12 protein-coding genes are annotated in these 14,903 nt (G+C 63.1%); 1 reads left to right on the top strand and 11 read right to left on the bottom strand.

Annotated elements, in window-relative coordinates; all coding sequences use genetic code 11:
* Positions 1-73: 73 nt before the first annotated feature.
* The 5 genes from ftsZ to aqpZ form a co-directional block, all read right to left on the bottom strand.
* Positions 74-1,843: a cell division protein FtsZ gene (gene ftsZ / locus ASD52_RS00705; RefSeq protein WP_057222699.1), complete on the bottom strand. Its 1,770-nt coding sequence runs from the start codon at positions 1,841-1,843 to the stop codon at positions 74-76.
* Between the two features lie 207 nt (positions 1,844-2,050).
* Positions 2,051-3,382: a cell division protein FtsA gene (gene ftsA, locus ASD52_RS00700; protein ID WP_025427719.1), complete on the bottom strand. Its 1,332-nt coding sequence runs from the start codon at positions 3,380-3,382 to the stop codon at positions 2,051-2,053.
* Positions 3,379-4,284, bottom strand: a complete 906-nt coding sequence (gene ftsQ, locus ASD52_RS00695; RefSeq protein WP_225906334.1) for a cell division protein FtsQ — start codon at positions 4,282-4,284, stop codon at positions 3,379-3,381. Before ftsQ ends, ftsA begins: the two co-directional genes overlap by 4 nt.
* A 32-nt stretch (positions 4,285-4,316) precedes the next feature.
* The gene (locus ASD52_RS00690) at positions 4,317-5,243 is read right to left on the bottom strand and encodes a D-alanine--D-alanine ligase (RefSeq protein ID WP_025427721.1); all 927 of its coding nucleotides are present in this window, start codon (positions 5,241-5,243) and stop codon (positions 4,317-4,319) included.
* Between the two features lie 332 nt (positions 5,244-5,575).
* Positions 5,576-6,262, bottom strand: coding sequence for an aquaporin Z (gene aqpZ / locus ASD52_RS00685; RefSeq protein WP_025427722.1), 687 nt, complete (start codon positions 6,260-6,262; stop codon positions 5,576-5,578).
* Positions 6,263-6,585: 323 nt separating this feature from the next.
* Between aqpZ and ASD52_RS00680 the strand changes: the two genes are divergently transcribed.
* On the top strand, positions 6,586-7,896 hold the full coding sequence (locus tag ASD52_RS00680; protein ID WP_025427723.1) for an MFS transporter: 1,311 nt from the start codon (positions 6,586-6,588) through the stop codon (positions 7,894-7,896).
* A gap of 118 nt (positions 7,897-8,014) precedes the next feature.
* On the opposite strand, the gene ASD52_RS00675 is transcribed toward ASD52_RS00680, so the two are convergent.
* The 6 genes from ASD52_RS00675 to murD form a co-directional block, all read right to left on the bottom strand.
* Positions 8,015-8,461 (bottom strand): hypothetical protein, encoded by a 447-nt coding sequence (locus ASD52_RS00675; protein WP_025427724.1) that lies wholly within the window; start codon positions 8,459-8,461, stop codon positions 8,015-8,017.
* A gap of 282 nt (positions 8,462-8,743) precedes the next feature.
* Positions 8,744-9,718: a UDP-N-acetylmuramate dehydrogenase gene (gene murB / locus ASD52_RS00670; RefSeq protein ID WP_025427725.1), complete on the bottom strand. Its 975-nt coding sequence runs from the start codon at positions 9,716-9,718 to the stop codon at positions 8,744-8,746.
* Between the two features lie 2 nt (positions 9,719-9,720).
* Positions 9,721-11,130: a UDP-N-acetylmuramate--L-alanine ligase gene (gene murC / locus ASD52_RS00665; protein WP_025427726.1), complete on the bottom strand. Its 1,410-nt coding sequence runs from the start codon at positions 11,128-11,130 to the stop codon at positions 9,721-9,723.
* The gene (murG, locus tag ASD52_RS00660; protein WP_025427727.1) at positions 11,127-12,251 is read right to left on the bottom strand and encodes an undecaprenyldiphospho-muramoylpentapeptide beta-N-acetylglucosaminyltransferase; all 1,125 of its coding nucleotides are present in this window, start codon (positions 12,249-12,251) and stop codon (positions 11,127-11,129) included. Before murG ends, murC begins: the two co-directional genes overlap by 4 nt.
* 3 nt (positions 12,252-12,254) lie before the next feature.
* Positions 12,255-13,409 carry a putative lipid II flippase FtsW gene (gene ftsW / locus ASD52_RS00655; RefSeq protein WP_025427728.1) on the bottom strand — a complete coding sequence of 385 codons (1,155 nt, stop codon included), beginning with the start codon at positions 13,407-13,409 and terminating at the stop codon, positions 12,255-12,257.
* Positions 13,410-13,508: 99 nt separating this feature from the next.
* Complete coding sequence (gene murD, locus ASD52_RS00650; RefSeq protein WP_025427729.1) at positions 13,509-14,900, bottom strand: UDP-N-acetylmuramoyl-L-alanine--D-glutamate ligase; 1,392 nt, start codon at positions 14,898-14,900, stop codon at positions 13,509-13,511.
* Positions 14,901-14,903 lie beyond the last annotated feature (3 nt).

Raw genomic sequence — 14,903 nt, 5'->3', positions numbered from 1 at the left:
AGAATGCTAGAAATACAAAAATGCCCGGGCGGTAGCCCGGGCATTCGGCAAGGTGAAGGAACGGGCCTTCAAATCAGTTCGATTGACGGCGCAGGAACGCCGGGATCTCGAGCTGATCATCTTCGTGCGAGCGCGCCTGCGGTGCGGCGCGACCGTGATCGTCAAGCTGGCCGCGACGCGGCGCATAGAGGCTGGCCTCCGGCGAAAGCGGACGGCGCTGCTGGGAAGCCGCACTCGGCGCACCGGCCGTCATGTCGGCGTTGACGCTGGGGCTTTCCCTTTCGCGCAGGCCGAGCGAGCTGGTGATGCGGTTGAGAAGACCCATCGGGCCGCGCTCTTCCTGCAACTGCGGCGCCGGCTGGGCGCGCTGGTCCATCTCGGCCTTTACGACGGGCGGGAAGTCCTCGACCTTCGGCATGCGAACCGGCTCGGCCTGCTGGCGCATCACCGGAGCGATCGGCTCCTGGCGCTGAACCGGCTGCGGCTGGACCTGTGCGTGAACCGGCATTTCGACCGGACGCTGAACTGGAGCCGGCTGGCGCATGACCGGAGCGGCTTCTACCGGTGCGGCACCGGCAAAGAGCTTGCTCTGGGGACGAAAGTCGTCGTGAGCCTGCTGCATCGGAGCCGGAGCCTGGGTGGCGGCGCGGGTTGCGATGTCGAGTTCGCGTTCCATTTCCGCTTCGCGGATCGCAAGCGCGATCTGGTCGACGGAGTTCTGCTGCTGCACCGGCTGGGCGACCGGCTGCTGGACCGGAGCGGGCTGGTGCTGGGCAACCGCCGGCTGCTGTGCCGGAATGGCTGCGGACGGACGGATGATCGGCTTCTGCGCTGCTACCGAACGAAAGTCGGCCGAACGACCGGCTACCTCCGCGGCCGTGCGATCGATACCGGTGGCAACGACCGATACGCGGATCAGGCCTTCAAGTTCTTCGTCGAACGTGGCGCCGAGGATGATGTTGGCGTCCGGATCGACTTCTTCGCGGATGCGGGTCGCAGCTTCGTCGAGTTCGAACAGGGTCAGGTCGCGACCACCGGTGATCGAGATCAAGAGGCCCTGTGCGCCCTTCATCGAGGTTTCGTCGAGCAGCGGGTTGGCGATCGCAGCTTCGGCAGCGGCCATTGCGCGGCCCTCGCCCGAGGCTTCGCCGGTGCCCATCATGGCGCGACCCATTTCGCGCATCACCGAGCGGACGTCGGCGAAGTCGAGGTTGATGAGGCCTTCCTTGACCATGAGGTCGGTGATGCAGGCAACACCCGAATAGAGGACCTGGTCGGCCATCGCGAACGCATCGGCAAACGTCGTGCGGTCATTGGCGATGCGGAAGAGGTTCTGGTTCGGGATGACGATCAGGGTGTCGACCGACTTCTGCAGTTCGGCGATGCCCTGGTCGGCGAGCCGCATGCGGCGCTGGCCTTCGAAATGGAAAGGCTTGGTGACGACGCCGACAGTCAGGATGCCCTTGTTGCGGGCGGCCTGCGCGACGATCGGGGCTGCACCGGTGCCGGTGCCGCCGCCCATGCCGGCGGTGACGAAGCACATGTGGGTGCCATGCAGGTGATCGATGATCTCATCAATGCACTCTTCAGCAGCCGCGCGGCCGACTTCCGGCTGCGAGCCGGCGCCCAGACCCTCGGTCACGGCGACACCCATCTGGATGACCCGTTCTGCCTTGGTCATGGTCAGCGCCTGCGCGTCGGTGTTGGCAACGACGAAGTCGACGCCTTCAAGACCCGCTGTGATCATGTTGTTGACGGCATTGCCGCCGCCGCCGCCAACACCAAAGACGGTGATGCGGGGCTTCAGCTCCGTGATATCCGGCTTCTGCAAGTTGATAGTCATAGTACCCGTTCCTTCTGTTTTCTGGCCGCCTTGCCGAGCCGACCAAATCCTTGAAATTCCAACTTTGTCTTCGTCCAGCATCGTCCCTGTTCGGTGCCGGCCGTACTCCGCGCATAACCCCGAAAATCGTCTGCGATTTTCGGAAAGGCTTATGCACGTCACAAACCTTAGAGCGCGCTTTGCACGTCCATCCGGACGCGCGGCGCTCTAAAAACTTTCCTTCAGCCACTGGCCCATGCGGGCGATGCGGCCGTTGCCGTTGCCGATCGACGAGAACATGCCGCCCTGGGCCGCATGCGTTTCGAGGTCGGCGACCTGCGGATAGATCATCAGACCGACGGCCGTGGAGAACGCCGGTCCCTTGGCAGCAGCCGGCAGCCCGGAAACTCCGAGCGGACGGCCGATACGAACATTGCGCGCCAGGATGCGGCGTGCCGCTTCCGGCAGGCCGGTCAACTGGCTGGCGCCACCCGTCAGCACGATGCGCTTGCCGACGATCGGGCTGAAGCCCGAGCGCTGGATGCGGTCGCGGATGAGCTCCAGCGTTTCCTCGATGCGGGCGCGTACGATCCGCGACACCAGAGCGCGCGGCACGTGGGTCGGCTGGTCGCGGTCGTCCTCGCCGATCGGCGGGACCGAGACGATGTCGCGCTCGTCGGCGCTGTTGGGCAGGGCCGAGCCGTGCACGACCTTCAGCCGTTCGGCGTCTTCGATGCGGGTCGAAAGACCGCGCGCCAGGTCCGTCGTCACATGGTGGCCGCCGAGGCTGACCGCGTCGGCGTGAACCAGCTTGCCCTCGGCAAAGACCGAGATCGTCGTCGTGCCGCCACCCATGTCGATCGCGGCGCAGCCGAGTTCGACTTCGTCATCGACAAGAGCCGCCAGACCGCTGGCATAGGGCGTCGCAACGATGCCCTCGACCGAGAGATGCGCTCGGTTGACGCAAAGTTCGAGATTCTTCAGCGCCGCCCGCTCCGCGGTCAGCACGTGCATGTCGACGCCGAGCACGTCGCCGAACATGGCGAGCGGATCGCGGATGCCGCGCTCGCCGTCGAGCGAGAAGCCAGTCGGCAGCGAATGCAGGATGGCGCGGTCGGAACGCAGCGATTGCTGGCCGGCGGCCGACAGCACTCTCTTCAGGTCGCTGGCATCGACTTCCTGGCCACCGAGGTCGATGGTCGCGGTATAGACGTCGCTCTGCAGGCGGCCTGCGGAAATGTTGACGATGAGGCTGTCGATGGTGAGGCCGGCCATGCGCTCGGCCGCATCGACGGCGAGCCGCACGACGCTTTCGACCGCATCGAGATCGGCGACGACGCCGTTCTTCACGCCGCGGGATTTCTGGTGGCCGATGCCGATGATCTCGACGCTATGCGTGCGGTTCGGCAGGATCTGGCTTTCGGCGCGCGGCGTCAGCCGGCCGATCATGCACACGATCTTCGTCGAGCCGATATCCAGCACCGAGACGACATGAGACCGCTTCGAAGAAAGCGGCTTCAGGCGCGGCAGGCCAAAGCTGGAGGAACCGAACAAACTCATATCCGCCCCTCTTTCTTTCTCTCCGTCTCCTGCGCCTTCAGCATCTTGTCCCTCGCCTTCAAGGCAACTTCGCGCCGGGTGACCGCATCCGGCGTCAATTGAACTGTGGTTCGATCTTCCAGCCGCAGATCGACTGCGGCGATGTCGCGCTCGAGCAGCTGGTGCTCGCTTTCCATCTCCGACAGAACCTTCATCGCACGGGCGACATCGTGTTCCGGCAGCTTGACGACGATGCCGTTGTCGAGGCGCAGATCCCAGCGACGGCCGGCGACGCGCACGAAGGCCCTCACCCGCGAGCGAATCTCCGGCCAGCGGGAAAACTCGTCGTAGAAATCGGCCGCTGCCGTCTCGGCGTCGCGGCCGACGAACAGCGGCAGGGCTGCAAACTTGTTGTCGCGCAGCGGCGCAATCGCGCTGCCGCTGCGCTCGATCAGCGACAGGTCGGAGCCGTGCTGCCAGATGCCAAAGGCCTTGCGCTCGGTGAGCGTGACTTCGATCGTGCTCGGATAGACCTTGCGAACCGTAACGCCCTGCACCCAGGGCAGTTCGGCGATCAGCTTGCGCGCTTCGATGATGTCGAGCGCCACCAGCGACGTCGTGCCGTCAAGGCCGAGCTGCTGCAGGATATCGATCTCGGAGGTCTGCTCGTTGCCGGAGACGCGCACGTCCTCGATGGCAAAGCCGGCCGCCGTCGTCGATGCCTGCGCGACGTTCTGTGTATGGCCGCCGAGCGACATGCCGTAAAAGCCGGTGGCGGCGAAAAACGCGACGGCAGCGATCGTGCCGGTATGGGCTGGAAAGCGGACGCGGCCGCTGCCGAGGCTGACCAGGAAGCGAACGGCCTTGCGAAGCGGCCGCGGCAGAACGCGTGCGCCATCCGCCTCGGCAGCAACTGCGCCCAGCGGGTCACGAACTCTCTTGCCCCTTTTGCCCCTTACCGCAAGCACGAAGCGTCCTCCACCATCCAAGTCAGAAACTCGCCAAAACCAAGGCCAGCATGCTGAGCCATCTCGGGCACCAGGGAGGTTGGGGTCATGCCGGGCTGGGTGTTGATTTCCAGCCAGATCAATTCGCCTTCACCGGAGGTACGGTCGTCGAAGCGAAAGTCGGATCGGCTGACGCCCCGGCAACCGATTGCCTGATGCGCCTTCAATGCGAGTGTTTGTATTTTTTGGTAAATATTTGGTGAAACCTGTGCCGGAATGACGTGTTGCGAGCCACCTTTTACGTATTTGGAATCATAATCGTAGAAGGCGTGGCCCTGCGGGATGATTTCGGTGACGCCAAGCGCCTTATCGCCCATGACGCCGCAGGTGAGTTCGCGGCCGGCGACATAACGTTCGACCATGATTCGGTCGCCATAACGCCACTCGCTCGAGGTAACGACCTGCGGCGGATGCGACTGATCTTCCTTGACGATGACGACGCCGAAGCTCGAGCCTTCGCTGACCGGCTTGACGACGTATGGCGGGCGCATCGGATGTTTCGGACCAAAGCCCCGGCGATCCATCACCAGCGCTTCGGCAACCGGAACACCGGCGGCGGCGGCCACGTGCTTGGCCTGCGCCTTGTCCATGGCGAGTGCGGAGGCCAGAACGCCAGAATGGGTGTAGGGAATTTCCAGATATTCAAGAATGCCCTGGATCGTGCCATCCTCGCCGAACGGACCGTGAAGGGCGTTGAAGGCGACGTCCGGGCGCAGCGCGGCCAGAACCGAAGCGACATCGCGCGCGACGTCTACACGCGTAACGCGGAAACCTTCCGCTTCCAGAGCATCGGCGCATGCAGCCCCGGACGACAGGCTCACCGGTCGCTCCGAAGAAAATCCGCCCATAAGGACAGCTACATGCTTGCCGTTCATTCATACCCCCGAAAATACGTCACTATCGCAACGCTTGCTTGCGCCTGGCTGAATCCGGCAACGCGAGTCACCGGTGGCCATCGGAGGCACTAGAACGGCATTATAGTTAATGAACCGTTTACTTTTATTAACCTTAGTCGGGAAACGATCGGCAGCCGTGCTCGAAAACGTTGCGATTACAACGCTTTCTGGCACGAAATCAGCGCGTTGGCGCGGCCTGTTTACACAAAACACAAACCGCTAAAAAATGAAGGCCCCGCACCAATTCGGTGCGAGGCCTTAACGATTGGCGGTATTTTCGGCTTAACGATCAGTCGTTTTTGCCGAAGCGATTAATCGTCTTCACCGACGATTTTCCAGACGATTCCCGCGATCGCGGCGCCGACGATCGGAGCCAGCCAGAAGAGCCAAAGCTGCGAAAGCGCCCAGTCTCCAACGAATAGCGCCTGCCCTGTGGAGCGGGCCGGATTGACCGATGTGTTGGTGACCGGGATCGACACCAGATGGATCAGCGTCAACGCCAGGCCGATGGCGATCGGCGCAAAGCCTGAGGGCACGCGGCCATGGGTGGCACCGAGAATGATGAACAGGAAGAAGAAGGTCATCACCACTTCCATCACCAGCGCGGCCGTCAGCGAATAGCCGCCGGGCGAATGTTCGCCATAGCCATTGGCGGCAAAGTCGCCGAGCTGGAAGTCCGCCTTGCCGCTGGCGACGACGTAGAGCACGGCTGCAGCGACGATCGCGCCCAGCACCTGGGCGATGATGTAGCCGATGAGGCTGGAGGCTGGGAACTTGCCGGCAACGGTCAGACCAACAGAAACGGCCGGGTTGAAATGGCCGCCGGAAATGCCGCCGACGGCATAGGCCATGGTGAGAACGGTGAGGCCGAAGGCGAAGGAAACGCCGAGCAGGCCGATCCCAACAGCCGGAAACGCAGCCGCCAGCACCGCACTGCCGCAGCCGCCGAAAACGAGCCAGAATGTACCGAGAAATTCCGCAGAAAGCTTCTTGAACATGCATTCGCTCCCGAAAACCGAAGCTGATCGCTTCAATCGCCCAGAGTTTGCCACATTTTGATTCCGGTCAACCCCGGTTGTGACAGGGATGTCATCGCCCGCAAAACACGAAACCGCACGCCGGGCCTTCACTTGTCTGCCTATTTTAGGAGCAGCCGTGCCTATGATTCGCGCGAGCCATGCACCCTCGGAATAATGCTGCGCCACCCCTCGGATTCGTTCGCATTTCTTACGAATTCAGGGTTTCAACATGCGGAAACTTGCGTTAAGACGCCCCGACCGCCTCCCAAGACGGCATGACATCCATATCAGGAACGACAACAATGACAGACGCGACAACCTCCCTGTCGCCGAAGGATAGCGCGTTGCAGACGCCGGCAGTGAACTCCCCTGCCCGGGTGCTGTTCGCCAGCCTCGTCGGCACCACCATCGAATTCTTCGACTTCTACGTTTACGCCACCGCAGCGGTGCTCGTATTCCCGCATCTCTTCTTTCCGACGTCCGACCCGACATCGGCCATGCTGCAATCCTTCGCCACCTTCTCCATCGCCTTCTTCGCCCGCCCGTTCGGCGCAGTGATCTTCGGCCATTTCGGCGACAAGGTCGGCCGCAAGGCGACGCTGGTCGCAGCGCTGATGACCATGGGCATTTCCACCGTCGTCATTGGCCTCTTGCCGACCTACGCGTCGATCGGCGTCGCGGCCCCGCTCTTGCTCGCCCTTTGCCGCTTCGGCCAGGGCCTCGGCCTCGGTGGCGAATGGGGCGGCGCCGTGCTGCTCGCAACCGAGAACGCGCCCGAGGGCAAGCGCACATGGTATGCCATGTTCCCGCAGCTCGGCGCCCCGATCGGCTTCATCCTGTCGGCCGGTACCTTCCTCATCCTCGGCGAAGTCATGACAGATGAGGCCTTCCTCGCCTGGGGATGGCGCGTGCCCTTCATTGCCAGCATCCTGCTGGTTATCGTCGGCCTCTATGTCCGCCTGAAGATCACCGAGACGCCGGAATTCCAGAAGGCGATCGACAAGCACGAGCGCGTCCAGGTTCCGATCGCGCAGATCTTCCGGTTCCACAAGCGCAGCCTCGTGCTCGGCACCTTCGTGGCGCTTGCCACCTTCGTCTTGTTCTACCTGATGACGGTGTTCTCTTTGTCCTGGGGCACGGCCAAGCTCGGCTATTCGCGTGAGCAGTTCCTCGTCGTGCAGATGACCGGTGTCGTCTTCTTCGGCCTGATGATCCCGGTCTCGGGCATCCTGTCGGACCGCTACGGCCGCCGCCTGGTGCTGATCATCACCACCATCGGCATCGGCGCCTTCGGCCTGGTCATGGCACCGCTCATGGCCGGCGGTCTCGGCGGCGCCTTCCTGTTCTCCATCCTCGGCCTCGGCCTGATGGGGCTCACCTATGGTCCGATTGGCGCAGCACTCGCCGCCCCCTTCCCGACCTCGGTGCGTTATACCGGCGCGTCGATGACCTTCAACCTCGCCGGCATCTTCGGCGCGTCGCTCGCGCCCTACATCGCCACCTGGCTTGCGACCAACTACAGCCTCGACCATGTCGGCTACTATCTGCTGGGGGCCGCTGCGATCACGCTCGTTTGCCTGGTGCTGTCGACGGAAGAAGAGGTTTCGGCCTGATTTCTGTTGCGCCTCGCCACACACGCGGCCTGTTCCACAAAAAACGAAAGAGCCGCAGCGACAACGCTGCGGCTCTTTCCGTGGGCCAGTTCTGGTAGCCAAGTCTCCGACCAGTTGCCTAGTCCGAACTTGCTCCGATGAAGATAGTTGCAGTTGCATCCGTTCTGAAGAGAAACGCGAAGTCCCAAAACACGGGATAGGCGGGATGCCCGTTGCTAAGCCAGAAGGTCTCGATTGTTGCTGATGTCTTGACCATCGTGTCGACCTGCGCCTTGAGCAGCTCAACTAAGGAAGTGAATTGTCCGGATTTAAGTGCTGTACTTGATGGACCAGCGCTAGAGTCACCAACATACAGCACGGCTTCCATAACCTCCGGCCACACCGACCCACTTTGTACTTCTTCTATTCCGCCCAACACAGCTCCTGTCCCCAACACCATCTGAACAATTGCAGTTGAATCTATCTGGCTCCCCAGTTGCACCTCGTACAACTTCAGAAAAACGGAATAATTTGTTGAACCAGCATTCAAAATGGCAGCGATTTTTCCCAGAGTTCCCTGATCCATTGTTAGTCCAGACGTTAGAGTATGCGGAAGTTAGCAGGTGCCAGCTTGGTTGCGGCACGTCATGACAAGTTGGCTTTAGCCCGCGACCCTCGTTGCCAGCAAGCTCTGATCTTGTCTCCCTGAATCCAATTTCCTGGATCCAGCCTCCGCGCAAAGATGCCGACCTGGACCCGTGGATGCGAGGATCAAGCCCAAGCATGACGGCGAGAGAAAGAGACTCCGGCTGAGGACGCCAGAAAAGCGATGCCGCTGCGGCCCTTCATAAAACTATTCCCATAAGCCTCAGGCGATGCCGCGGCCGAGGAATTCCTTGATCTCGTAGCCCGGCATGAAGGTACCGATGCGCTTGATTTCCCACTCCAGCCGAACACCGGAATGTTCGAGCACGCGGTTCCGCACGGTTTCGCCGAGATATTCGAGCTCGTAGCCCGTCGCCTGACCGGTGTTGATCATGAAGTTGCAATGCAGCGGCGACATCTGCGCGCTGCCAATCATCATGCCGCGGCAACCCGCTTCGTCGATCAGCTTCCAGGCCGAATGTCCCTCCGGGTTCTTGAAGGTCGATCCCCCCGTCTTTTCGCGAATCGGCTGCACGGTTTCGCGGTGCTGGCGCACGGCGTCCATGTCGGTGCGGATCTTGTTCTTGTCCTCGGGATAACCTTCGAAGATGGCGTGCGTGAAGATTAGGTCCTTAGCCGCCGCGGAATGGCGATAGCCATAGCCCATGTCGGCATTCGACAGCACATGCGTATTGCCCTGACGATCGACCGCGTGCACCTCGACGACGCGCTCGCGGGTCTCCGAGCCGTTGGCGCCGGCGTTCATGCGCAATGCGCCGCCGATCGCGCCAGGAATGCCGTAGTAGAAATAGAAGCCGCCGATGCCGTTATCGAGCGCCATCGCCGCAATGTTCTTGTCCGGGCAGATCGCGCCGGCCTTGATGCGGTTCTCGCCGACGAGTTCGAGATCGCCAAAACCCTTGGCCGAAAGCCGGATGACGACACCAGGAATGCCACCGTCACGAACCAAAAGGTTCGAGCCGACACCCATGACCATGACGGGTACATCAGCCGGAACCAGCTTCAGGAAGGTGATGAGATCGTCAGTGTCGTGCGGCTGGAACATCAGCTCGGCAAGACCGCCGGCGCGGAACCAGGTCACGCGATCCATCGGCGCATCGGGCGTGATGCGGCCGCGAACGGCGCTGACTCCGCTTCCGAGTGCTTCGAGTAGTTTCTGACCGTTGACCTGTTTCATGCTCAATTTCCTGAAATGTCTGCGAGTTCCCGTGGCAGGGCAGCGGCCCAGTAGGTGATGCTGCCAGCCCCCAAGAGAACCACAAAATCACCCGGCTGCGCAATCTTGCTGACAACCGGCGCGATTGTTTCGGGTCCGACCACATGCCGGGCGTCGCGATGGCCGCCGGCCTTGATGCGGTTGACGAGCTCTTCGGCGTTGACGCCGTCGATCGCTTCCTCCCCGGCCGCATAGACAGGCGCGATCAGAACCGTGTCGGCGTCGTTGAAGCAGGCTGAAAAATCTTCGAACAGGCTCGCAAGGCGCGAGTAGCGGTGCGGCTGGTGCACGGCGATGATGCGGCCCTGGCATGCCTCGCGCGCCGCCTTGAGCACGGCCTTGATCTCGACCGGATGGTGGCCGTAGTCGTCATAGATGCGCACGCCGTTCCAGTCGCCGGTAAAGGTGAAGCGCCGCTTGACGCCGCCGAAGGAGGCAAGCCCCTTGGCGATCGCCTCGGGGCTGACGCCGAGGCGCTGGGCGACCGCGATCGCGGCCGTGGCGTTCGACACATTGTGGCGGCCGGGCATCGGCAGGCGCAGATCCTTCATCGAGATCACCTGGCCGGTGCGGCGACGGCGGATCTCGATATCGAAGACGGAAGTGGCACCGTCCATGCGGATGTTGAGGAAACGAACGTCGGCCTGCGGGTTTTCGCCGTAGGTGATGACCTTGCGGTCCTCGATCTTGCTGACCATGGTCTGCACTTCGGGGTGATCGAGGCAGAGCACGCCGAAACCGTAGAATGGCACGTTCTCGACGAACTGGCGGAACGCGGCGCGCACGGCGTCGAAATTGCCGTAGTGGTCGAGATGCTCAGGGTCGATGTTGGTGACGACGGCGACATCGGCAGGCAGCTTGAGGAAGGTGCCGTCGGACTCGTCGGCCTCGACCACCATCCACTTGCCCTCACCCATGCGGGCATTGGTGCCGTAGGCATTGATGATGCCGCCGTTGATGACGGTCGGGTCGAGCCCACCGGCATCGAGAAGGGCAGCAACCATCGAGGTCGTCGTCGTCTTGCCGTGGGTGCCGCCGATGGCGATCGCATTGCGGAAGCGCATCAGCTCGGCCAGCATCTCGGCGCGGCGCACGACCGGCAGCAGTTTTTCACGGGCGGCGATCAGTTCGGGATTGTCCTTCTTGATCGCGGTCGACACGACGACCACTTCGGCATCGCCGATGTTCTCGGCCTTGTGGCCGACGTAGACCTCGATGCCCTTTTCGCGCAGCCGCTGGACATTGGCGCTATCAGACTGATCGGAGCCCTGCACCCGGTGACCGAGATTGTGCAGCACCTCGGCAATACCGCTCATGCCGATACCGCCGATACCGATAAAATGAACCAGACCGATCGTCTTCGGCATTTTCATGAGCGCTTTTCCTTGAATGTCTCGACTGTCAAACCGCTGGCAATAGCCTCTACCATCGATGCAAGCAAGCGCGCGGCGTCCGGCTTTCCGGTTTCGCGCGCATTGGCGGCCATCTGCGCCAGCGATTGTGGATTGGCCATGGCCTCAGCAAGAATGCCGGCAAGGCGCTCGGCGGTCAGCTCCGCCTGGGCGATCACCTTTGCGCCGCCCTTGGCGGCAATCGCCGCGGCATTGGCCGCCTGATCGTGATCGAGCGCATAAGGATAGGGAACGAGGATCGCCGGCCGGCCGATGACCGCAAGCTCGGAAACCGTCGAGGCGCCCGAGCGGCAGATGACCAGCTGGGCGCCGGCGATGCGCTCGGCCATATCGGTGAAGAACGGCGAGACCTCGGCGGGAACGCCGAGCTTCTCATAGGTGGCGATGACGCCGTCGCGATCTTCCGGACGCGCCTGCTGCGTCACCGTCAGCCGCTGGCGAAGTGCGTCGTCGAGACGGCAGATCGCCTGGGGGATCGCCTTCGAGAAATATTGCGCGCCCTGGCTACCGCCGAAGACGACGAGATGGAACGGCGCTTCGCCCGCCGCCGCGACATAAGGCACCTTGGCAGCATCGAGCACGGCCGGACGCACCGGGTTGCCCGTCGTCACCGTCTTGGCGGCAAAGGTACCGGTGCCCTCGGGCAGGAAGCCGCCGGCGATCGCCTTGACGCGGGAGGCGAGCGCCTTGTTGGCACGACCCATGACAGCGTTCTGTTCATGGATCATCGACGGCACGCCCATGCCGGTTGCCGCCAGCAGCGGCGGCACGGTCGGGTAGCCGCCGAAACCGACGACGGCCTTCGGCCGCAGCCGGGCGATCAGCCGGCGCGCGGCACGCATGCCGGTCCAGAGCGTCCACAGCGAGCGCACGACATGAATGGGGTTCTTCGAGCCGATGGTTGCCGACGGCACCACATGCACCTCGTCTGCCGGGAACTTGCCGGCGAAACGCTCGGCGCGACTGTCGGTCACCAGATGCACCGAATAGCCGTTGGCCTTCAGCTCATGGGCGAGCGCCTCGGCCGGGAACAGATGGCCGCCGGTACCCCCGGCGGCAAGAAGGATAATGCCTTTGGTCATTCTTTACTCCGCCGGCACGCCAATGCCGGACCGAAACAGGCTACGCTCCACGGCGCGCTTCTCTGGGCGATGGCGCGTGAGCGCCAGGATGAAGCCGGCGGTGACGCAGATCGCCACCATGGACGAGCCGCCATAGGAGATCAGCGGCAGGGTCATGCCCTTGGCCGGAAGCAGTTCGAGGTTCACGCCGATGTTGATCATCGACTGGATGCCGATCTGCAGCACGAGGCCGGCAACGGCGAAGCGGTTGAAGTCGTTGCGCTCGCGGAAGGCGTGGTTGAGGCCGCGCAGCACCAGGAAGGCGAAGATCATCACGATCAGCATGCAGAAGACGATGCCGAATTCTTCAGCCGCCACCGAGAACACGAAGTCGGTGTGGCTATCGGGAATGATGCGCTTGACGATGCCTTCGCCCGGACCGCGGCCGAACCAGTCGCCGCGGATGATCGCCTCGCGCGCCGTGTCCATCTGGAAGGTATCGCCCTCCCCGGTCAGGAATTTGTCGATACGGCCGGCCACGTGCGGCAGCATGGTATAGGCGACGAAGAAGCCGCCGAAGGCAGCGCCGGCGAGCACGATGATCCACAGCCACGGCATGCCGGCCATGAAGAACATGCCGCCCCAGACCGCGGTCGTCAGGATCGTCTGGCCAAGGTCGGGCTGGGCGACGAGCAGCGCGCCGACAATGCCGAAGAGCAGGATGGCAAAGAGATTGCCGGGAATTTCCGGCTGGCGCGCATGTTCCGAAAACAACCAGGCGCAGACGACCACGAAGGCTGGCTTCATGAATTCCGAGGGCTGGATGGAAATGCCGGCGATTGAGATCCAGCGCATCGAGCCCTTGACCTCCTGGCCGATGAACAGCACCAGCACCATCATCGCGAGCGACACGCCGAGCAGGATGATCGCGGCGCGGCGCACCTGCCTCGGCGACAGGAAGGAGATGGCGACCATCACCACCAGCGACGGCAAGAGGAAGACGGCGTGGCGCTTGACGAAGTGGAAGCTGTCGAGGCCGATGCGCTCGGCGACCGCCGGGCTTGCCGCAAACGACAGCATGAAGCCCACGCCCATCAACAGGATGAAGGTCGCCAGGAAGAACCTGTCGATCGTCCAGAACCAGTCGGCCACAGGGCCACGTTCGGCTCGGCTTACCATCTGTCAGTCCCCTTTATCAGGCGCGCCTGCGCCAAACGTCCGAAACCCCGGCATCACCGCCACCCGTCGCGCGCCGGATGGGCGCGCGGACGGCGAGCGTCAGATCAGCATCGTCACGCCCTGCAATGCCTTGACGTGCGTCACGAAGGCATCGCCGCGTATTTCAAAGTTCTTATACTGGTCGAAACTTGCGCAAGCCGGGGATAACATCACCGCCGACGCGCCTTTGTCATCGTGCTCGGCATCTGCTGCGGCATGCGCCACGGCCTTTTCCAGCGTGCCTGAAATCTCGAAGGGCACCGCCTCGCCGAGCGTTGCGGCAAAGGCCGGTGCGGCCTCACCGATCAGGTAGGCCTTGACGATCTTCGGGAAGAACGGCGACAGCGAAGTGATGCCGCCCTCCTTCGGAAGGCCGCCGGCGATCCAGTAGATGCGCTCGTAGCTCGACAGCGCCGGGGCCGCTGCATCCGCATTGGTCGCCTTGCTGTCGTTGACGAATACGACAGCACCCTTGCGGCCGACCGGCTGCATGCGATGCTTCAAGCCGGGGAAGCTTTTCAGCCCCTGGCGTATCTCGTCTTCGCTGACATCGACGGCAAGGCATGCGGCGATTGCCGCGGCAGCATTCTGCGCATTATGGCCGCCGCGCAGCGTCTGGATGCCATCGAGATCTACGAAGAGCCGCGACGTTCCGCCGTGCGCCTCAAGGACGCGCGAGCCTTCGGCATAGATCCCGTCGGCCAGAACATGCCGGCGCGAGATGCGAACCACCTTGGTGCCCGCCCGCTCGACGCGATCGGCAATCAGTGCGCAGAAGCTGTCGTCGACACCGACGATCGCCGTGCCGCTGCCGGCCACCAGCCGCTCCTTGATATCGGCATAGTGCTGCATGGTGCCGTGCCGATCGAGATGATCGGGCGTGAGATTGAGCAGGATACCGGCCGTCGGGTTGAGCGTCGGCGCCAGATCGATCTGGTAGGACGAGCACTCGACCACATAGAAGCGGCCGGCCTTCGGGGGCTCAAGCGTCAGTACGGCCGTGCCGATATTGCCGCCGAGCTGGGTGTCACGGCCGCTTTCCCTCAGGATATGGGCGATCAGCGCCGTGGTCGTCGATTTGCCGTTGGTGCCGGTAATGGCGATGAACGGGGCATCGGGCGCCTGCGCCCGGCGCTCGCGCACGAAAAGCTCGACATCGCCGATGATCTCGACGCCAGCGGCATGCGCGAGGTCGACGGTCCAATGCGGCTTCGGATGGGTCAGCGGCACGCCGGGCGAAAGCACGAAGGCGGCAAAGGCACGCCAGTCGATGCCGTGCAGGTTCGCTGTCGGCACACCCGCCTCGCCGGCCTTGGCGACGCTGTCGGGATTGTCGTCCCAGGCCGTCACCTCGGCGCCGCCGGCGACGAGCGCCTGCGCAGTCGCCAGCCCCGAACCACCAAGCCCGAAAAGAGCGACCTTCTTGCCCCTGAATGTGCTGACCGCGATCATCGT

The organism is Ensifer sp. Root142 (assembly GCF_001426785.1).
In the GTDB taxonomy this organism is placed as follows: domain Bacteria; phylum Pseudomonadota; class Alphaproteobacteria; order Rhizobiales; family Rhizobiaceae; genus Ensifer; species Ensifer canadensis.
Note: the sequence above shows the minus strand (reverse complement) of the source record. Positions and strands in the feature narration are given on the sequence as shown.